The sequence below is a fragment of the Sphaerotilus sp. genome (assembly GCF_034519685.1).
GTDB lineage: Bacteria > Pseudomonadota > Gammaproteobacteria > Burkholderiales > Burkholderiaceae_C > Sphaerotilus.
The window spans coordinates 973,502-991,516 of sequence record NZ_JAXHOF010000003.1 but is presented as its reverse complement, the minus strand read 5'-3'; the positions used below and the strand labels follow the sequence as shown (position 1 = coordinate 991,516).

The following is an 18,015-nucleotide window of genomic DNA, read 5'->3' as shown; positions in this document are numbered from 1 at the left end:
CAGGATCATCGCAGACCCGCCCGCCGCGCCGGACGGGTTAGCCGGGCTGCATGCCCAGGATCCACTTGACGAGGCCGCGGGCGTCCGCTTCCTTGATCGCCACGGCGTTCGGCGGCATCGCCAGACCCGAGGCCTTGCCCTTCCAGTGGCTGTCGTAAGGATTGGAGCCCTTCAGCACGATCTGGGTCAGCGTCTCCGCGGCCTTCTTGTCGCCCTTGTATTTGGCCGAGACATCCTTCCAGGCCGGGCCGATCGGGGCCAGGCCGTCTGGGCCCTTGGCGCCGGGCTCGATGTGGTGGCAGGTCATGCAGCCGCTCTTCGAGGCGAGGTGCAGCATGGCGTCGTCCTTGGCCTTGTCGGCCTGGGCGGCGCCAGCGGCCAGCAGCAGCGCGAGGGCTGCTGCGACGGGAAGGGCGTGGGAGGTGTGGGAGGTGGCGGTCTTCATGGAGGCTCCTGGGGACGGGATCAGATGCCGCCAAGGTACGACCACGCCGCGCCGCCGAGTTGCGCAGGATCAAGCTGCCACGCGCTTTTGTCAGCCTGGTACAGCGCTGTTGCGTGCTGGATCGCCGTGATTGACCGACGTTGCTGCACGCTGGAGCAGCATCGCGTCGCCGTAGCTGAAGAAGCGCATGCGCCGCGCGATGGCGTCGGCGTAGAGCGCCCGGACCGTGTCGTAGCCAGCGAAGGCGCTGACCAGCATCATCAGCGTGCTGCGCGGCAGGTGGAAGTTGGTGATCAGCCGGTCGACGACCTGGAACTCGAAGCCCGGCGTGATGAAGATGTCCGTCTCGCGGGCACCGGCCTGCAGCGTGCCGCCGAGTGCCGCCGATTCGAGCGAGCGCAGCGTGGTGGTGCCGACCGCGACGACCTGACCGCCGCGGGCGCGGGTCGCGGCGATGGCGTCCACCGTCGCCTGCGGCACCTCGAACCACTCGCTGTGCATCCTGTGGTCGGCGATGGCCTCCACACGCACCGGCTGGAAGGTGCCGGCGCCGACGTGCAGCGTGACGCTGGCCCGGCCGACACCGCGCGCGTCCAGCGCCGCGAGCACGCCTTCGTCGAAATGCAGCGCGGCGGTCGGGGCGGCCACGGCGCCGGGGTGGCGCGCGAACACCGTCTGGTAGCGGCGCGCGTCCTCGGCGTCGTCGGCGTGGGTGATGTAGGGCGGCAGCGGGATGTGGCCGAAGCGTTCCAGCAGCGCGAGCGCGTCACCCGGCAGGCGCAGGTGGAACAGCCCGTTCTCCGGCCCGCAGCGCCCGAGCACCTCGGCGGCGAAGGTCGCGCCGCGGTCATCCCGGAAATGCACCGTCTGCCCCGCCTTGGGCGACTTGCTGGCGCGCAGGTGCGCCCAGACCTCGTGCCGCCCGTCCGCCGCCCCGGGCAGCACACGCTCGACCAGCGCCTCGACGCTGCCGCCGGTGTCCTTGGCGCCGTGGAGCCGGGCGCGGATCACCTTGGTGTCGTTGAAGACCAGCAGGTCGCCGGGCGACAGCAGCGCGGGGAGTTCGCGGAACACGCGCTCGGTGGCGGGCAGGGCGCGGCCGTCGAGCAGCCGGGAGGCGCTGCGCTCGGCGGCGGGGTGCTGCGCGATCAGTTCGGGCGGGAGGTCGAAGTCGAAATCGGCGACGGTGTAGGACACGGGCGGGGCTCGGCGGAAGGCTTGCGGTCAGAGGCGACGGGGTGCAGAATATAACAGTGGTTATAACCAGGAGCCCGTCATGCACGCCTTGAAGCTTACCCAGATCGGAAACTCGGTGGGGGTGATCCTGCCGAAGGAGATGTTGACGCGTTTGAAGCTTGAAAAAGGGGACACCCTCTTCGTCACCGATTGCCCCGACGGGCTGCGCCTGACGCCCCATGACCCGGTGTTCGAGGCCCAGATGGCCTTGGCGCGCGACGTCATGAAGTCGCGCCGCGCGGTGCTGCACGAGTTGGCCAAGTGATTCGGCAGGAGTCGCCATGACACCGGCCAACACGAACTGGGTCTGGATCGATGCGCAGGTGCTGCACGCGGTGCACGAAGAACAACTGGTCGAGCACGGTGGCGCGCCGGGGATTCGGGATGCCGGCCTGTTCGAGTCCGCCTTGGCGCGGCCGCAGAACTTGGCCTGCTACGGCGACCCGGACATCGCGCTGCTGGCGGCCGCCTATGGCTACGGTCTCGCGCGCAACCATCCCTTCATCGACGGCAACAAGCGCACCGCTTTCGTCGCGGTCGAGTTGTTCCTGCTGCTCAACGGGCATGCACTGCAGGCTGACGATGCGTCCTGCGTGATCACGATGCTGCACCTGGCCGCGGGCGAGATGGGCGAGGACGAATTCGCCGCCTGGCTGCGCGAGCACCTCAGCCCCCGTGGACGTTAAAGACCCCGCGCCCGCGCCGGCCACGGCCGCGAAGTCCGCCCCCCAGCGGGCGATGGAGAAACTCGGCCTGGTCCGCGACATCGACCTGGCCCTGCACCTGCCGCTGCGCTACGAGGACGAGACCCGCCTGACGCCGATGTCCGCGCTGCGCGACGGCGAGACGGTCCAGGTCGAGGCGGTCGTGCGCGAGGCGTCGGTCCAGGGCGGGCGGCGCCAGCTCGTCGTGTGGCTGGTCGAGGGGCGCCATGAGCTGCTCCTGCGCTTCGTGCATTTCTTTCCGTCGCACCAGAAGGCGCTGGTGCCCGGCGCGCTGGTGCGGGCGCGCGGCGAGGTGCGCGGCGGGTTTCTGGGCCGCGAGATGGTCCACCCGGCGTTCAAGGTCGTGCAGCCCGGCGCGCCGCTGTCCGACGCGCTCACCCCCGTCTACCCGACCAGCGCACAACTGCCGCAGGCGTATCTGCGCAAGGCGGTGGCGGCTGGGCTGAAGCGCGCGCCGCTGGACGAGGTGCTGCCGCCCGGGGTCGTGCCCAAGGGCTTGCCGGGTCTGCGGCAGGCGCTGACCTTCCTGCACCACCCGTCGTCGAGCGCCAGCCTCGCCGCGCTGGAGGAGCGCACGCACCCCGCGTGGCAGCGCATCAAGTTCGAGGAGCTGCTCGCCCAGCAGTTGTCCCAGCTCACCGCCCAGCGCGAACGCGCCCGCCTGCGTGCCCCGTCGCTCAAGGCCAAGCCGGGCGGCCTGCACGAGCAACTGCTCGCCGCGCTGCCGTTCTCGCTCACCGGCGCGCAGCACCGCGTCTCCAACGAGATCGCCGCCGACCTGCGCCGCCCGCAGCCGATGCACCGCCTGCTGCAGGGCGATGTCGGCTCGGGCAAGACAGTGGTGGCCGCACTCGCGGCGGCGGTGGCGATCGACGCCGGCTGGCAGTGCGCGCTGATGGCGCCGACCGAGATCCTGGCCGAGCAGCATTTCCGCAAGCTGCTGCAGTGGCTGGAGCCGCTGGGCATCGGGGTGGCCTGGCTCACCGGCAGCCGCAAGGGCAAGGCGCGCACCGCGATGGTCGAGCGCATCGCGTCCGGCGAGGCCCGGCTGATCGTCGGCACGCACGCGGTGATCCAGAGCGATGTGCATTTTGCGAAGCTCGGGCTGGCGGTGATTGACGAGCAGCACCGCTTCGGTGTGGCGCAGCGGCTGGAGCTGCGCCACAAGCTGGCCGAGCAGAAGCTGGAGCCGCACCTGCTGATGATGAGCGCCACGCCGATCCCGCGCACGCTGGCGATGACCTACTTCGCCGATCTCGATGTGAGCACCATCGACGAGCTGCCCCCGGGCCGCACGCCCATCGTCACCCGCGTCTTCGCCGATGGCCGCCGCGATGACGTGATCGGCCGCGTGCGCGAGGAGGTGGGCAAGGGCCGGCAGGTGTACTGGGTCGTGCCGCTGATCGAGGAGTCGGAAGCACTCGACCTGCAGAACGCCACCGAGACGCACGCACAGCTCTCGGCGGTGTTCGACGGCGTGGCGGTCGGGCTGCTGCACGGGCGGATGTCGGCGTCGGACAAGGCGGCGGTGATGGCCGAGTTCACGGCGGGGCGCATGAGCGTGCTGGTGGCGACGACGGTGATCGAGGTCGGGGTGGACGTTCCGAACGCCAGCGTGATGGTGATCGAGCACGCCGAGCGCTTCGGGCTGGCGCAGTTGCACCAGTTGCGCGGGCGGGTGGGGCGCGGCGCGGTGGCCAGCGTGTGCGTGCTGCTCTACACCTCGCCGCTGTCGCAGACCGGCCGCGAGCGGCTGAAGGCGATGGCCGAGACGACGGACGGCTTCGAGATCGCGCGGCGGGATCTGGAGATCCGCGGGCCGGGGGAGTTCATGGGGGCGAAGCAGTCGGGCGATGCGCTGCTGAAGTTCGCCGATCTGGCGCAGGACGAGACCTTGCTGGAGCGCGCCAAGGCGGCGGCGCCGGGGCTGCTCGATGCGCACCCGGACGCGGCGCGGGCGCACATCAGCCGGTGGCTGGGGGGGAAGATGGAGTTTCTGAAGGCGTGAGCTTGAGTGATGCCCTTGGGGCACACAATGCGCGGCCAGCGTTTGCGAACAATCCCGTCATGCCCGCGAAAGCGGGCACCCACGCATGGAAATGACGGGTCTTGGCGAACGTGGATCCTCGCATCCGCGAGGATGACGGCACGACCCCTCCCGAGGCGACACATCATTTTTCTCATGAGCGAATACCAATACTACGAATTCGCCGCCCTCGACCGCCCGCTGACCCCGCAGCAGCAGGCCGAGTTGCGCGAGCGTTCCAGCCGCGCCCGCATCACGCCGGGCGGCTTCGTCAACGAGTACCACTGGGGCGACCTCAAGGGCAGTGCGCTCGACTGGATGAAGCGGTACTTCGACGCGCACCTGTACAGCACCAACTGGGGACACTGCCGGCTGATGCTGCGCGTGCCGAAGACGGTGCTGGACGAAGCGGCGCTGCAGCCTTACCGGTTCAATGGCGACGAGACACAGGGCTTTTCCCTCTTCGATGTCGGCCATGCCTGGGTGCTGGACTGGGCCTTCAGCACCGACGACCACAGCCTGGACCGCTTCGGCATGGACGATGGCCCCGGCTGGCTGTCCGAGCTGCTGGCGCTGCGCGAGGAGATCCTGCGCGGCGACCGGCGGGCGCTCTACCTCGGCTGGCTGATGCGTGCCTATCTGGACGAGCTGGACGACGATGCGCTCGAACCCCCCGTGCCGCCCGGCCTGCGCACGCTCAGCACCGCCCAGCAGGCCCTGTTGCGCTTCGTCGAGTTCGACTGCGACTGGCTCGCCGTCGCCGCGCAGGCCAGCGCCGACCTGGAGGCCGTGGCAGTGGATGAAACGCCGCTGCAGACCCGCTGGCTCGACAGCCTGAGCACGGACGAGCTGCGCGGCGTCGTGCGGCTGCTGGTGCAAGGCCACCTGCCCGAAGCGGCGCAGGTGGTCCGGCAGCACTACAACGAGTCGGCGCGGGCGTGGTCTGCGGCCGAGGGCACCACGCCAGCCGACACGCCACGCCGCACGGTGGCCCAACTGCGCACAGGCCTGGACGAGGCCCGCGCCGCCCGACAGGCCCGAGAACAGCAGGCCCTCGACGCGCAACGCCAGCATGAGGCCCAGCAGCGTGCTGAGTACCTCCGCCGCGAGATCCTCCCGCGAGCCGGGGCGATCTGGGGCGAGGTGGAGACGCAGTTGTCACGCGGCTCGGCGTCTGCCTACGACCGGGCGCTGACCCAGGTGCGCGACCTGTCCGACGCGATGCGGCTGGCCGGGCAGCAGGACGAATTCCGGCAGCGGCTGGCGATCCTGATGCGCGGGCATGGGCAGCGGCGGGTGTGGGTGAAGCGGTTGCAGGAGGCGGGGTTGATGTAGAGGGCTGTCATTGATAGCAATGAATGGCCCTGCCCAAGGAGACTCCCCATGCCTGACCTGCTGGTTCGAGGTGTAGACGAATCGCTGGTGCGTTCGCTGAAAGCCCGCGCCGCGGCCCACGGCCGCAGCGCCGAGGCCGAGCACCGCGACATCCTGGCCGCCGCGCTGATGCGCCCGCAGCGGCGCTCGCTGGCCGATGTGCTGGCCGCGATGCCGGATGTGGGGCGGGACAGCGACTTCGAGCGCGTCCAGTCCTTCTTCCGATGTGCGCGGCAGCAGGGGTCGGCGATGTAACTGTCGGTGGTGACAGTGGGCGAATTGCGGCCACGGCGCTGATGAACGACCTGACGGTGGTGACGCGCAACGTGGCGGACTTTGTGGGCACCGGGGCGAAGGTGCTCGACCCGTTTGGTTGATGCGCCCGGCCTCAGGTGGCAGGCCCGGCCGACTTGACCGCCCCCGGCCGCAACTGCCGCCGCCGCTCCGCGCTCAGATACGGCCACAGCAGCGCCATCACCTGCCGCGTCCCGTTGCGCACCGCCGCGTCGGCGTTGTCCGGCTCCAGCGCGTGGCGTGGGTCGCGCACGTACTCGTAGCTCAGCCAGTAGGTCAGCAGCACGACGATCGACACCGACAGCGCGCTCGCATCCTCGGCGGACAGGGACTCGCCGTCGATCACGCACAGCCGCACCACCCGTTCGCGTATCGCCGCCTGCTGCAGGGCGAGCGCCGCCTGGCAGCGTGTCTCCAGCTGCCGGTTGCGGGTCAGCAGGTCGTTGAGGTCGCGGAAGATGAAGCGGTAGTTCCAGGCCAGCCGCAGCAGGCCGGGCACGAGGTTCCATGCCCCTTCCGCGTCATCGGCCGGGCCGGCGGCGGCGAGGGTCTCGGTCAGCGCCTGCTCGTAGCGGCTGACCAGCGCGTTGACCAGCGCCTCCTTGGCCGGGTAGTGGTAATACAGATTGCCCGGGCTGATGTTCAGGTCGGCCGAGATCGCGTTGGTCGAGACGTTGGGCTCGCCGTAGCGGTTGAACAGGGCTAGCGAGTGGTCGAGGATGCGCTCGGCGGTGCGGCGTGGTGCTTTCTTGGCCCGGTCGGGAGTGGTCATGCGGCGATTCTGGCACCAGCGGCGAGCACCGCCGCCGCGGGTTTGCCTGCGGTTCCGGGGCTGCTCAGGGAGGTCTCAGGCGCTGCCGAGCTTGTCCTGCGTCCGGGTGTCGAAGTCGCTGGCCTCGTGCCGTTCGTGCAGCTGGCTCGCCGGCTCGCCGAAGGTGCGGTTGACCTTGCGGCCGCGCTGCACCGCCGGCCGTTCGGCCACCTGGTCGGCCCAGCGCTGGATGTGCTGGTACTCCTGCACCTGCAGGAACTCGCCCGCGCCATAGACAAGGCCCTTCACCAGCGCGCCGTACCACGGCCAGATCGCCATGTCCGCGACCGTGTAGTCCTCGCCCGCGATGTAGGGCCGCTCAGCCAGCTGGCGGTCGAGCACGTCGAGCTGGCGCTTGACCTCCATCGCATAGCGGTCGATCGCGTATTCGATCTTGATCGGCGCGTAGGCGTAGAAATGCCCGAAGCCGCCGCCCAGGAAGGGCGCGCTGCCCATCTGCCAGAACAGCCACGACAGGCACTCGGCACGCCGGGCCGGCTCGGTGGGCAGGAAGGCGCCGAACTTCTCGGCCAGGTACACCAGGATCGCGCCGGACTCGAACACGCGGATCGGCTCCGGGCCGCTGCGGTCCATCAGGGCGGGGATCTTGGAGTTCGGGTTGACCTCGACGAAGCCGCTGCCGAACTGGTCGCCGTCGCCGATCTTGATGAGCCAGGCGTCGTATTCGGCGCCCGTGTGGCCGAGGGCGAGCAACTCTTCCAGCATCACCGTCACCTTCACGCCGTTCGGTGTCGCCAGCGAATACAGCTGCAGCGGATGGCGGCCGACGGGCAGCGCCTTGTCGTGCGTCGGGCCGGCGATGGGGCGGTTGATGCTGGCGAACTGGCCGCCGTTGGCCTTGTTCCAGGTCCAGATCTTCGGCGGGGTGTAGGGCGTGGGGTCGGTCATGGGTGGTGCTCCGGTTGGCGCAGTGGGCGAAGTGGGTGAGCTGGGAAGCCTACGGGAATTGCCGGGAGGCTGCTGCCGCCTGCCCCTGGAAGAACGCCACCATCGCTGCCGTGGCATCCGGGCCGCTCGGGGCGGTGTAGCTGCCGGCCGCACTGCCGCCTGACCAGGCATGGCCGGTGCCGCGCACCATCCACTGCTCGGCGACCACGCGCCCTGCCGGGGTCCTGATGCGGTGCACGGTGTAGGCGGCGCCCTGGTCTGTCAGGCCCTGGCGGGTTTCTCGTGTTCCCAGCGTGGCGAAGGGCCGCATCGCCGCGTCCGCGTTGGCGGGGTGGACCACCGTGTCCTGGTCGCCATGGAAGACGATGGTGGGCGGTGGGGCGGACGTGCGCACCGCCGGGGCGCGCGGCCCGGTCTTCATGACCGCCATCGCCGACAGCATGTCGCTGGCCAGTCCGGTCGGCACGCCCGAGTGCAGTCCCACGGCGGCGAACAGCTCGGGATACACGTCGCCCAGCACCGCCGCCATCGCGCCGCCGGCCGACAGTCCGGCGACGCAGATCCGCGCCGGATCGACCCCATGGGCCGCCTGCACCTCGCGGGTCAGATCGGCCAGCAGCGCGGCCTCGCCGCGGTCGCGCTGCTGGTGGTGGCGCTTGAACCAGTTCCAGCAGCGGTGCAGGTTGGCGAACGCGCTCTGCGCCGGGTAGAGCACCAGGAAGCCGGCCGCGCAGGCCGCCTCGTGCATGCGCGTGCCGGTGGCGAAGTCGTCGGGGGTCTGGTTGCAGCCGTGCAGCATCAGCAGCAGCGGACGCAGGGCCGGGGGCTGGCCGGCCGCGCGTGGCGGGAGGTAGAGCCGGTAATCCCGTGTCCCGAACCGGTGCTGAAAGCGCCCGTCCAGGCTTTGCGCTGCGCTGGCGACACGGTCTGCCGTCGGTGCCGTCGCCGGGGCGGGGGCGCCTGCGGGGAGGGTGTCCGCCGCGTCGTTCCCGAGGCGGTGCAGCAGTGCCTTGGCCTTGGCGAGCTGGCGCTTCAGGAAGGGCATCGGGTTCAGGTTCATGCGGGCCTTTCGGGGTCAGGTCACGCCGTTCAGCGCATGGGGGGGCGTGGTGGGCGGTGGCCGATCCACTATCCTTCGCACCGTTTTTTCAGTCAGTCAGTCAGTCCGTCATCCATCCTCGCACAGCGGAGTCTCCCCATGAAGTTCCTCGTCCTCAACGGCATCAACCTCAACATGTTCGGCAAGCGCGACCCGAAGCAGTACGGCACGACCACGCTGGCACAGATCGACGCGCAGCTGCTGGCGCTGGGGGCGGAGCTGAGTGTCGAGGTCGAGTGCTTCCAGACCAACTTCGAAGGCGAGATGGCCGAGCGCATCCACCGTGCGCACGGCGAAGGCGTGGACGGCGTGCTGATCAACGCGGGGGCGTGGACGCACTACAGCTACGGGATCCGCGACGCGCTGGCCATCCTCCAGTGCCCGATCATCGAGGTCCACATGTCCAACATCCACGCCCGCGAGGCGTTCCGCCACCACTCGGTCATCGCCGAGATCGCGCGCGGGCAGATCGCGGGGTTCGGGGTGGACAGCTATCTGCTGGGGCTGCGGGCGGCGGTGTCGGCGGCGCGGGCGCCAGCATGACAGCAAGGTTGGCGCCGGATCCCTACAATCCGCCGCCGATGACTCCGGCAATCTCCTTCCAGCAGGTCAGCAAGACCTTCAGCACCCCGCGCGGTGCATTGCAGGCCCTCGACGGTGTCAGCCTTGACATCGCGCCCGGTGAATTCTTCGGTCTGCTCGGCCCCAACGGTGCGGGCAAGACCACGCTCATCAGCATCCTGGCGGGCCTGTCGCGGGCGACCACGGGCCGGGTGCGCGTGATGGGGCACGACGTGGTGGACGACTACGCCTCGGCCCGCAAGGCGCTCGGCATCGTGCCGCAGGAGCTGGTGTTCGATCCGTTCTTCTCGGTGCGCGAGACGCTGCGCATCCAGAGCGGCTACTTCGGCGTGAAGGGCAACGACGCCTGGATCGACGAGCTGCTGAGCGGCCTGGGTCTGGCGGACAAGGCGGGCGCCAACATGCGCCAGCTCTCGGGCGGGATGAAGCGCCGGGTGCTGGTGGCGCAGGCGCTGGTGCACCGGCCGCCCGTCATCGTGCTGGACGAGCCGACGGCGGGCGTGGACGTGGAGCTGCGCCAGACGCTGTGGCAGTTCATCGCCCGGCTGAACAAGGAAGGCCACACCGTGCTGCTGACCACGCACTACCTCGAAGAGGCCGAGGCGCTGTGTGGCCGGATCGCCATGCTCAAGCAGGGCCACATCGTGGCGCTGGACCGCACCAGCAACCTGCTGGCCGGCACGTCGAGCACGATGCTGCGCTTCAAGACCGATGACACGCTGCCGCCCGCCATCGCCGCCCACGCCCGCGTCACCGGCCGCATCGCGCAGGTCAAGGCCCGCGACGCCGCCGACGTCGAGCAGACGCTGGCCACGCTGCGCACGGCCGGCGTGCGCATCGAAGACCTCGAGATCGGCCGCGCCGACCTGGAGGACGTGTTCCTCGACATCATGCAAGGAGGTCGCGCATGAGCACGTCCGCAACGACCGCCGCCAACCCGCTGTTCGCCGGCGCCGGCACGCTGTTCTACAAGGAGGTGCTGCGCTTCTGGAAGGTCGGCTTCCAGACGGTGGCAGCACCCGTGCTGACCGCGGTGCTGTACCTGCTGATCTTCGGCCACGTGCTCGAAGACCATGTGCAGGTCTACGACTCGGTCAGCTACACCAGCTTCCTGATCCCCGGGCTGGTGATGATGAGCGTGCTGCAGAACGCCTTCGCCAACAGCTCCTCCAGCCTGATCCAGAGCAAGATCACCGGCAACCTCGTCTTCCTGCTCGTCACGCCGCTGTCGCACTGGGCGTGGCTCGTCGCCTATGTGGGCGCGTCGCTGGTGCGCGGCGTGGTGGTGGGGTTCGGCGTGTTCGCGGTGACGGTGTGGTTCGCGCCGCTGCGCATGGCCGAGCCGTGGTGGGCGCTGGTGTTTGCAGTGCTGGGCGCGGGGATGATGGGCAGCCTGGGCCTGATCGCCGGCCTCTGGGCCGACAAGTTCGACCAGATGGCGGCGTTCCAGAACTTCATCATCATGCCCATGACCTTCCTGTCGGGCGTGTTCTATTCGGTGCATTCGCTGCCCAGCCTCTGGCAGCAGGTCAGCCACCTGAACCCGTTCTTCTACATGATCGACGGCTTCCGACGCGGCTTCTTCGGCGTCAGCGACGTGTCGCCGTGGGTGAGCCTGGGCGTGGTGTCGGCGAGCTTCCTGGTGATCGCGGCCATCGCGCTGCGGCTGCTGGCGAGCGGCTACAAGCTGCGGCATTGATCGGGTCGCTCATGGCCCTGCGCCGTCCAGGTGCAGCTCCAGCTCGATCTGGCTGGCGACATCCCGGCCCTGATGGCGGCCGGGCAGGAAGGCGGTGTCGCGGAACATCGCCTCCAGCGCCGGCAGCGCGAACACATCCAGTTCGCTGACCTCGATCGGCTCGACCGCGACGACGTCCCCGGCCGCCGTGATGAACAGCCGCAGCCGCAGCGGCAGTCCGCTGATCGGCTGGCTCGCCAGCGTGTCCAGCCACCGGGCATCTGGCGCGGACACAGGCGTCGGGCGCCGGTCCAGACGGTCGGCGTGCAGGAAGGGGCTTGGGGGCGCGTCGGGTGCTGGCCGTGGTGCGGGCGGGGGCCTGCTGGACGATGGCCGAGCGGCGGGAGTCGGCACCATCACCGCCGCGGCACGGGTCAGGACGGGTGGCACCGACACCACCCGGACCGAGACGTGGGCGTCCGGCTGCGCGCGCCCACCAGTGAAGGCGCCTGCCGGCGACCAGGTGTCGAGCGCCAGACCGTGCAGCGCCACCACGGCCAGCGTCAGCCCGCCCCACGCCACCCGCCGGGGCCACCGCTCAGTTCGCGATCGGGACTTCACGCCAGTTCATGCGGCGCAGCGTGCCACTGCCACCATAGGTGCCCGGCAGGTTGCTGACGCTGCCATCGCTGCGGCCGGAGATGAGCCGGATCTTTCCGCCGATGTTCTTGAACGCCAGGTCCGACGCCACGCCGCTGCTGTACGGGCTGAGCGCCACCGACAGGCCCGCGCTGTCGGTCAGCACGCTTTTGCCATCGGCGAAGCTGAGGGCCATCACCGTGCTCTGGCCCGAGGGAGAGCAGGCCACACCATTGGGCAGGTTGATCGCCACGCCCACCAGGCCGTTGTTGACGACCGGCGCCACGGTGATGCGCTCGGCGATGCCGGAGGTGCTGTCGGTGCCCAGGTCGCGGTACCAGCCCATCGGCTGGCTCGGTGAGCTGCCGATGCCGGTGAGCAGGTCGCTGTTCGCGTTGAGCTTGCTGCGGGTCACGGGGAAGCTCACGCCGGTGGGCAGCGTGGCCGCCGTGTACATCTCGCTGCTGGTGCCGTCGATGATCGCGTAGAAGCTCTGCGTCTGCGTGCTGGCGATGTCGCTGTCGGCGAGCAGGCGGCCGGTGCCGACCAGCACATAGCGCTTGCCCGAGTTCGGCTCGACCATCACTCGCACCGGGGTGCTGATCGGTTGTGGCGCCCCGGTCGAGTCGGCCAGTTGTGCCAGCACCAGCGGTGTCGGGTAGCTGCCGCTGTCGGCGCTGACGTCGACGCGCCAGACGTGGCCCTGCATGTCGCCCGCGTAGAGTGCGGTGGCGGTGTAGTCGGTCAGGTCGGGAATGAAGGCGGTGACGTGTGCGACGTTCAGCGGGGTGCTGACACTGCCGCCGGGCAGGGTGATCTTTTCCAGCAACGCGCCAGTCCTGGGGTTGACGAGGTGGAGCGCGGCACTGCCGTCCGGGGTGTTGTAGCCCGAGGGGATGACCACCGTCCAGCCGTGCTTGGAGGTCTTGACGACGCGGGCATCGCCGTAGCTGTAGCCCATCGTGCTGTCGGTGTACTCCCACAGCACCTTGCCGGCCACGGCGGTCTCGCTGGTCCACGCGGTCGGGTTGGTCACGTCGATCGCGTAGTAGCCTCGGCCGCCCTTGCCCAGTCCGCCGATCAGCACGCTGCGCCAGTCGGATTCGCTGGCGCTGGGGGTTGTCTGGCCGTTGGTGCGGCGGAAATCGACGTCGAAGACCAGGGGCGTGGCGTCCACGTAGAAACGGTGCTCGAACGTCGGATTGCCGAGGGCTGCCAGGCCGGTGGTCGGCGCGGTGGCCGCGCTGCCGTAGAGGAAGCTGGGCATGTAGGCCATCAGCTCGGTGCCCTTGGTCGCGCTGGTCAGGCTGCCGTCGAAGGCGTGCATCATCCCGTCGTTGGCGCCGACATAGACGACGCTCTGGCGGGCCGAGTAGGTCCGCCGGAAGGCGTTGTAGCCCGGGTTGGTCACGTCGTAGTAGGTGCTCTGCGGCGCAGCCACGACGGTGACCTTGGCGTTGACGATGTCGCCGAGCAGGCTGTTGCGGGTGCGGTAGACGCCGCCATTGGCGACCTCGTTTGTCCGCACGCCGCGCAGGTAGTCGAGAAAGTTGGCGCTCGACTGCGAGGCCGTGGCGACGCCGGGCACGTTGGCGAAGGTGGTCCAGGCGGTGCGCGCGGACAGCGAGGCGCTGTTCAGGCTGTTCAGGCGGAATGGCAGGCCGGCGCCGGCCGTGGTGCAGCAGGTGACGATCTTGCGGTCACCCGGCACGGCGGCGTTGAGCAGGTCGCGGGCGTTCCAGGCCGTCGATACCGAGGGCGTGCCGTCGGCGGCGTAGCTGACCGAGGCGCCGACCAGCGTGCCGGTCCAGTATTTCGGGTCGTAGCTGGCGGCGAAGCTGGCGTTGCCGCTGACGGCCTCGTTGAGCGAGGCCGACGCGAAGGCGGTCGAGGTGGCGGCCGAGGCTTCGGAGGCGATCTTGGCGAAGGCGCTGTTCAGGCCGGACACCATGCGCGCTGCCTGCCCGCCGGTGAAGTAGTTGTCGGGCCTCAGCTGGGTCGTGCCGCCGTTGGGCAGCGTGTCGGTGTTGGTGTACCAGGAAGACTGGGGCAGCGTGGTGGTGGTGTTGGTGCTCGCGTAGGGGCTGAAGCCGGCGGGCACCTCGAAGCCGCCGTACTTGGCCGCCAGCCAGTACTGGTTTTTGTGCGTGTAGCTCTGGCCTTCGAGCACGTCCACCCAGTAGGTGGCGACCGTCTGCGTGCCGGAGAGGTCGCTGCGCAGGTCGCGGGTGTGGGCGTCGTAGGCCATGCCGGCGATGAAGAAGCTGTTGTTGCGCCCGGACGAGTAGCTGCCCAGACTGGACAGGCCTTCGAGCTGTCCGACCATGTCGGTGGCCGTCTTGACGTTGACCTCCGTGTCGGCGGTCACCTCTGCGGGCATGGTTGGCTCGCTGGTGCGGATCGTGCTGCCCTGCAGGTTGGCGTCGTTCCAGGTGTTGATGTCGCCGATGCCAAGGATGAAGTTCTTCTGGCACGAGTACAGGATGGGGTCGTCCCAGGTGGTGATGACCGGGAAGTCGTCGATCACGGCCGACAGCGTGCCCGCGCTGGTGATGCCGGCGAAGCTGCTGTAGCTGGCCACCGGGTCCAGCTTGCGGAAGTAGCGCAGGCCGGCGTAGTACAGCTCGCTCACCGGGTCGTAGCTCTTGAGGGTGCGCGAGATCAGGCCGAACTTGTTGACATAGTTCATCGCGCCGCTGTTGGCCACGGTGATGGTCAAGCCCGTCTGGGTCAGGGCGTTGGCGACGGTGGCGGTGGCGTCGGTCGCGTCCGGGTTGCTCAGCATGACCCCGGTGGAGGCGCTCCACTCGGCCGCCGTGTTGGACAGCGCGACCGAACCCGGCACCGGCTTGCTCGGGCCGATGTACTTCATGCGTGAGCGCATCACGCCACCGTCGCGCAGTCCGTTGTTGTCATTCAGGTAGCCGAAGGCGGAATAGCGCAGCTTGTTCGCGTACTTCTGCATCAACCCTTCGGGCTTGCTGCTGCTGGCGTAGGGCACGCAGTTGGTCTCCAGCCCCACGGCGGCGTCGCAGGCCTTGAGCTGGATGTAGACGCGGTAGAAGGCGCTGGTGCTGGCGGTGCCGGCGGCCGAGGACTGGCCGGTGTAATGGGTGAAGGTCGGGTCTGCGGCATTGCAGCTGGTGGCGTTGGTGTTGTTGACGGTTACCGTGCAAGTTCTGGAGACGCCGCCGGTCGGGGTGCCGACGCAGGTGTAGATGTAGTCGCTCGCGTTGCGCGTGTAGCCGCAGGTCACGGTGTAAGCCGGGTTGGCGACCGTCTGTGTGCAGGTGGCGTTGGGGGTGGACGTGGTGCAACTTTGCTGCGAACTGGCAAAGCCGTCGCAGGCGTGCGTGACAGTGGTTCCGCTTGGCCAGAATTTGCAGCGCAGGTCGAGCCCGGCGCTGACGATCATCGCGTGGCCCATGTTGTGGATGCGGGCGACCGCGCTGTTCCAGGTGAAGGGCGTGGCCCCGCCGACCGTGGCGGATGTAGTGATGACCTTGTCCGGATAGATGCCAGTCCGACCGCCTGACCCGTTGTGGTAAGTCTTCTGGAGCACCGTCAGCGTCGGTGTATCGAAGCCGGCCATGCGCGGGCCGCCGGTCAGGGCCCAGCGGAAGGCGTCGATGGTCTGGGTGGACGCCCAGTTGAGCCAGTTGCCGCTCCACAGTGACAGGGTCGAGGTGGAGGCGCAGGTGTGGCTGGTCGCGATGCTGTGCGGCACGAAGTAGCTGTTGGCGGGCGTGACGGTGTCGTTGTTGTAGCGGTAGCACTTCTCCGGGTCGAAGTAGCCGACGTAGGCGGTCGCCGGGGCGTAGGCAGTCGTGTTCGGGTACGCGGGCGTGCTGGCGGTCGGCCATTCGACGGAGAGCGCCAGCAGCAGGTTGCCCGGCACGCTGACCGAGGAGAACAGCGGCGTGTCGGCCAGGTCCAGCGCCTGCGCCGGGCCGGTGACCAGGGCGAGCAGGCCGGAGATCCCGAGCAGCAGCCGGGCGGCCAGGTGGTGGAGGTGGGTGCGAAGGTGGGTCATGGTTCAGCGCGCCACGGTGGACTGGAAATAGGCCTGCGTGTTGCGGGGGCCGGTGGCTCGCACACTGATGCGGTAGATGGGCTGCGCTTCGCCGCGCACCTGGCGGTAGCGGTCGTCGGCGGCCCGGTCGCCGTCGGTGGTGGCCAGCGCACAGGCGTTGCCGGCGATGTCGCCGACCGCGGTGCATTGCCGGTCGATGACGATGCGCACGGTCACGCCGTTGCCGCTGTCGGTCAGGTCGGAGCCGGTCATGCCGGCTGCGGTGAAGGCCGCGTCACTCAGCAGCAGCGTGGGAATGCCCTGGGCATTGGTGGCGAGCCGGCTGGCCGAGTAGTTGACGGTGGGGGCGTGGGCGTTGCGCAGCGCTTCGGTGGCCAGCGCGCCCGTGCTGCCGAAGCGGGCCATCGCCTGCGCCATGCCGCGCTCGGCCTGGTTCACCAAGTCGCGCCGGAAACCGAGGTTGCCGGCCTGCAGCAACCCGACATCCATGGCCTTGATCAGCGACAGGGCCGCGACCAGTACCACCACCAGCGCCACCAGGGTGAACAGCAGGATGAAGCCGGACTGGGCCGGGCGGCGGCGGTGCGTCATGGGGTGAGCAGCAGGTTGCGCAGGGGGACCGTCGACTCCAGCGTGCGGTAGCGGTAGCGCTGTTCGGCCGTGCTGAGGGTGCGGGTGTAGGTCAGGTCGTCGCCGAGTTCGGTGAACAGGCGCAGGCTGGCCGGGGCGACCGCCGAGCCTTCCTGCATCAACGTGCGCAGCAGCAGCCCGATCCGCACCGCCACGATGGTGCGCAGCCGGGTGTTGGCGGCAGCGCTGCCGTCCATCAGGCTGGCGACGGCGTAGTCGCCGGTCGGCGCGGCCCACTGGTCGATGCGCCGGTCGCCGTTGGTGTCGAGGCCGTAGAGCGCCTGCAGCTCGAACACGCCATCGCCCATCGGCTGCAGCGGGGCGCCGCTGGTCTGCAGCAGGTCGTAGCTGTAGAGCGTGTTGTCGTCGCCGACACCGACCAGTTGCAGCGAGGGCGGGTTGCCGTTGGCCACGTTGCCTAGATTGAGCACCTGGCTGACGATCGAGTAGTCGGTGAGGACTGCCGTATCGACGCTGTTGGCGGCGTAGGTGCCGGTCAGCGCCACGGTGCCGCCGGCGGTGGCGGGGTTGAAGCTGGAGGCGACCTGCTCGAACAGGCACGGCGCCATGCCGCTGGAGATTGGCTGGCGGTCGGTGACCAGCAGCAGGTCATTGGGCGCCAGTCCGACGCTGTTCTGCAGCAGCAGGGTGCCGAGCTGGGCGTCTGCGGCGAAGGACATGGCGGTTTCCGACTGGCCAGACTGACCCGACATGACGATCAGCACGTCCGAGGGCTGGCCGCTGATGCCCGGTGTGGTCTGGCCGTTGGCGATGACCACCGGGGCCAGCCGGAAGACACCGGTGGTGCCGGTGTTGACGCTGGCGAACGGAGCGGGCAGCGGATTGGCGCTGGTCCGCGGCAAGACCTGTGTTCCGCTGCGGGCGGCGTGGAGCTGGCAGCCGAAGGCGTGGGCGGCGGCCTGTGTGAAGCCCGAGCCGGCATTGCGCAATGCCCGGTCGAGCACGGCCTGCACATAGGCGGCCACCTGGCCCAGGTCGCTGCCTGAGATGGTCCGGCGCTTGCTGGTCTCGACCATGCTCATCACGCCGACGACGACGATCGAGATGAACGCGCTGACCACCAGCGACACCATGACCTCGATCAGCGTGATCCCCCGCGCCGGCTTCATGGGATGGCCACCTTCGTCGTGTAGCGCAGATCACCGCTGGCGGCCTTGCGCGAGACCGGGCGCCAGGTGATCGTGATGGTGACCACGCCCAGCGCGTCCGGGTCGCTGATGGTGGCGCCGGCCTGGGGCAGGCCGGAGGTGCTGGCGTCCTGCACCTGCGCCTTCCATCGGGTCACCGTCGCGGCGGGCAGCGTGACGGTGCGCGACAGCCACATCGCGCTGACCAGTTCGTCTGCGAGCAGCGAGGCACGATTGCGGTCTTCGGCGTCAATGGCGTATTGCAGCGCCCGGCCTTGCAGGGCCACCAGCCCCATGACACCGAACGACAGCACCAGCAGGGCCACCAGGGTCTCGATCAGCGTGAAGCCGCGGCAGCGGGTGAGGTTACGAATGCGAAGGGTCAT

General features: G+C 69.3%; 18 protein-coding genes and 1 pseudogene. 9 read left to right on the top strand and 10 right to left on the bottom strand.

All coding sequences use genetic code 11. From position 1 onward, the window contains the following. Positions 1 to 37: 37 nt before the first annotated feature. Both U5O44_RS08275 and queA read right to left on the bottom strand, forming a co-directional pair. The gene (locus U5O44_RS08275; RefSeq protein WP_322587955.1) at positions 38 to 445 is read right to left on the bottom strand and encodes a c-type cytochrome; all 408 of its coding nucleotides are present in this window, start codon (positions 443 to 445) and stop codon (positions 38 to 40) included. A gap of 90 nt (positions 446 to 535) precedes the next feature. Next, positions 536 to 1,642: a tRNA preQ1(34) S-adenosylmethionine ribosyltransferase-isomerase QueA gene (gene queA / locus U5O44_RS08270; protein ID WP_322587954.1), complete on the bottom strand. Its 1,107-nt coding sequence runs from the start codon at positions 1,640 to 1,642 to the stop codon at positions 536 to 538. A gap of 79 nt (positions 1,643 to 1,721) precedes the next feature. Here queA and U5O44_RS08265 point away from each other — a divergent pair, with 79 nt between their 5' ends. From U5O44_RS08265 to U5O44_RS08240, 6 genes and pseudogenes are all read left to right on the top strand, one after another. Next, a complete protein-coding gene (locus U5O44_RS08265; RefSeq protein WP_322587953.1) occupies positions 1,722 to 1,946 on the top strand; it encodes an AbrB/MazE/SpoVT family DNA-binding domain-containing protein in 225 nt (74 codons plus the stop codon). A 16-nt stretch (positions 1,947 to 1,962) separates the two neighbouring features. Continuing rightward, positions 1,963 to 2,367: a type II toxin-antitoxin system death-on-curing family toxin gene (locus tag U5O44_RS08260; RefSeq protein WP_322587952.1), complete on the top strand. Its 405-nt coding sequence runs from the start codon at positions 1,963 to 1,965 to the stop codon at positions 2,365 to 2,367. Further along, positions 2,357 to 4,414: an ATP-dependent DNA helicase RecG gene (gene recG, locus U5O44_RS08255; RefSeq protein ID WP_416222142.1), complete on the top strand. Its 2,058-nt coding sequence runs from the start codon at positions 2,357 to 2,359 to the stop codon at positions 4,412 to 4,414. Before U5O44_RS08260 ends, recG begins: the two co-directional genes overlap by 11 nt. A 174-nt stretch (positions 4,415 to 4,588) precedes the next feature. After that, positions 4,589 to 5,767: a hypothetical protein gene (locus tag U5O44_RS08250; protein WP_322587951.1), complete on the top strand. Its 1,179-nt coding sequence runs from the start codon at positions 4,589 to 4,591 to the stop codon at positions 5,765 to 5,767. Between the two features lie 48 nt (positions 5,768 to 5,815). Further along, a complete protein-coding gene (locus tag U5O44_RS08245; RefSeq protein WP_322587950.1) occupies positions 5,816 to 6,061 on the top strand; it encodes a FitA-like ribbon-helix-helix domain-containing protein in 246 nt (81 codons plus the stop codon). Positions 6,062 to 6,084: 23 nt separating this feature from the next. Then, positions 6,085 to 6,183 (top strand): annotated as a pseudogene (locus tag U5O44_RS08240) (VapC toxin family PIN domain ribonuclease); the annotation flags it as partial. An 11-nt stretch (positions 6,184 to 6,194) separates the two neighbouring features. Here the strand turns inward: U5O44_RS08240 and U5O44_RS08235 are convergent. The 3 genes from U5O44_RS08235 to U5O44_RS08225 all read right to left on the bottom strand — a co-directional run bounded on the left by U5O44_RS08235 (position 6,195) and on the right by U5O44_RS08225 (position 8,880). Beyond that, positions 6,195 to 6,872 carry a TetR/AcrR family transcriptional regulator gene (locus U5O44_RS08235; RefSeq protein WP_322587949.1) on the bottom strand — a complete coding sequence of 226 codons (678 nt, stop codon included), beginning with the start codon at positions 6,870 to 6,872 and terminating at the stop codon, positions 6,195 to 6,197. A gap of 75 nt (positions 6,873 to 6,947) precedes the next feature. After that, complete coding sequence (yghU, locus tag U5O44_RS08230) at positions 6,948 to 7,820, bottom strand: glutathione-dependent disulfide-bond oxidoreductase (protein WP_322587948.1); 873 nt, start codon at positions 7,818 to 7,820, stop codon at positions 6,948 to 6,950. A 49-nt stretch (positions 7,821 to 7,869) separates the two neighbouring features. Then, positions 7,870 to 8,880 (bottom strand): extracellular catalytic domain type 1 short-chain-length polyhydroxyalkanoate depolymerase, encoded by a 1,011-nt coding sequence (locus U5O44_RS08225; protein ID WP_322587947.1) that lies wholly within the window; start codon positions 8,878 to 8,880, stop codon positions 7,870 to 7,872. A 138-nt stretch (positions 8,881 to 9,018) separates the two neighbouring features. Here U5O44_RS08225 and aroQ point away from each other — a divergent pair, with 138 nt between their 5' ends. Genes aroQ through U5O44_RS08210 form a run of 3 tightly spaced genes read left to right on the top strand, consistent with a single transcriptional unit; the run spans position 9,019 to position 11,200 of the window. Continuing rightward, positions 9,019 to 9,462 carry a type II 3-dehydroquinate dehydratase gene (gene aroQ / locus U5O44_RS08220; RefSeq protein WP_322587946.1) on the top strand — a complete coding sequence of 148 codons (444 nt, stop codon included), beginning with the start codon at positions 9,019 to 9,021 and terminating at the stop codon, positions 9,460 to 9,462. Positions 9,463 to 9,500: 38 nt separating this feature from the next. After that, positions 9,501 to 10,412 (top strand): ABC transporter ATP-binding protein, encoded by a 912-nt coding sequence (locus tag U5O44_RS08215; protein ID WP_322587945.1) that lies wholly within the window; start codon positions 9,501 to 9,503, stop codon positions 10,410 to 10,412. After that, positions 10,409 to 11,200, top strand: coding sequence for an ABC transporter permease (locus U5O44_RS08210; RefSeq protein WP_322587944.1), 792 nt, complete (start codon positions 10,409 to 10,411; stop codon positions 11,198 to 11,200). The genes U5O44_RS08215 and U5O44_RS08210 overlap by 4 nt, the downstream gene beginning before the upstream one ends. Positions 11,201 to 11,209: 9 nt before the next feature. Here U5O44_RS08210 and U5O44_RS08205 read toward each other — a convergent pair whose 3' ends face one another. From U5O44_RS08205 to pilV, 5 genes are read right to left on the bottom strand one after another with little or no spacing between them, the layout of a single operon-like run. After that, entirely contained in the window at positions 11,210 to 11,800 is a 591-nt protein-coding gene (locus U5O44_RS08205; protein WP_322587943.1) for a hypothetical protein, read from the bottom strand. Beyond that, positions 11,778 to 15,851, bottom strand: a complete 4,074-nt coding sequence (locus U5O44_RS08200) for a pilus assembly protein (RefSeq protein WP_322587942.1) — start codon at positions 15,849 to 15,851, stop codon at positions 11,778 to 11,780. Before U5O44_RS08200 ends, U5O44_RS08205 begins: the two co-directional genes overlap by 23 nt. Before the next feature lie 3 nt (positions 15,852 to 15,854). Next, positions 15,855 to 16,442 (bottom strand): hypothetical protein, encoded by a 588-nt coding sequence (locus U5O44_RS08195; RefSeq protein ID WP_322587941.1) that lies wholly within the window; start codon positions 16,440 to 16,442, stop codon positions 15,855 to 15,857. Continuing rightward, positions 16,439 to 17,611 carry a PilW family protein gene (locus U5O44_RS08190; protein WP_322587940.1) on the bottom strand — a complete coding sequence of 391 codons (1,173 nt, stop codon included), beginning with the start codon at positions 17,609 to 17,611 and terminating at the stop codon, positions 16,439 to 16,441. Before U5O44_RS08190 ends, U5O44_RS08195 begins: the two co-directional genes overlap by 4 nt. After that, positions 17,608 to 18,015, bottom strand: coding sequence for a type IV pilus modification protein PilV (gene pilV, locus U5O44_RS08185; protein ID WP_322587939.1), 408 nt, complete (start codon positions 18,013 to 18,015; stop codon positions 17,608 to 17,610). The genes U5O44_RS08190 and pilV overlap by 4 nt, the downstream gene beginning before the upstream one ends.

What these genes read in the sequence shown, in the direction of transcription:
- U5O44_RS08195 (WP_322587941.1), bottom strand. Translation starts at nt 16,442, where the DNA reads ATGACGCACCGCCGCCGCCCGGCCCAGTCCGGCTTCATCCTGCTGTTC.
- U5O44_RS08200 (WP_322587942.1), bottom strand. Translation starts at nt 15,851, where the DNA reads ATGACCCACCTTCGCACCCACCTCCACCACCTGGCCGCCCGGCTGCTG.
- U5O44_RS08260 (WP_322587952.1), top strand. Translation starts at nt 1,963, where the DNA reads ATGACACCGGCCAACACGAACTGGGTCTGGATCGATGCGCAGGTGCTG.
- aroQ (WP_322587946.1), top strand. Translation starts at nt 9,019, where the DNA reads ATGAAGTTCCTCGTCCTCAACGGCATCAACCTCAACATGTTCGGCAAG.
- U5O44_RS08225 (WP_322587947.1), bottom strand. Translation starts at nt 8,880, where the DNA reads ATGAACCTGAACCCGATGCCCTTCCTGAAGCGCCAGCTCGCCAAGGCC.
- U5O44_RS08235 (WP_322587949.1), bottom strand. Translation starts at nt 6,872, where the DNA reads ATGACCACTCCCGACCGGGCCAAGAAAGCACCACGCCGCACCGCCGAG.
- U5O44_RS08265 (WP_322587953.1), top strand. Translation starts at nt 1,722, where the DNA reads ATGCACGCCTTGAAGCTTACCCAGATCGGAAACTCGGTGGGGGTGATC.
- U5O44_RS08215 (WP_322587945.1), top strand. Translation starts at nt 9,501, where the DNA reads ATGACTCCGGCAATCTCCTTCCAGCAGGTCAGCAAGACCTTCAGCACC.
- U5O44_RS08210 (WP_322587944.1), top strand. Translation starts at nt 10,409, where the DNA reads ATGAGCACGTCCGCAACGACCGCCGCCAACCCGCTGTTCGCCGGCGCC.
- pilV (WP_322587939.1), bottom strand. Translation starts at nt 18,015, where the DNA reads ATGACCCTTCGCATTCGTAACCTCACCCGCTGCCGCGGCTTCACGCTG.
- U5O44_RS08275 (WP_322587955.1), bottom strand. Translation starts at nt 445, where the DNA reads ATGAAGACCGCCACCTCCCACACCTCCCACGCCCTTCCCGTCGCAGCA.
- U5O44_RS08190 (WP_322587940.1), bottom strand. Translation starts at nt 17,611, where the DNA reads ATGAAGCCGGCGCGGGGGATCACGCTGATCGAGGTCATGGTGTCGCTG.
- U5O44_RS08245 (WP_322587950.1), top strand. Translation starts at nt 5,816, where the DNA reads ATGCCTGACCTGCTGGTTCGAGGTGTAGACGAATCGCTGGTGCGTTCG.
- yghU (WP_322587948.1), bottom strand. Translation starts at nt 7,820, where the DNA reads ATGACCGACCCCACGCCCTACACCCCGCCGAAGATCTGGACCTGGAAC.
- U5O44_RS08250 (WP_322587951.1), top strand. Translation starts at nt 4,589, where the DNA reads ATGAGCGAATACCAATACTACGAATTCGCCGCCCTCGACCGCCCGCTG.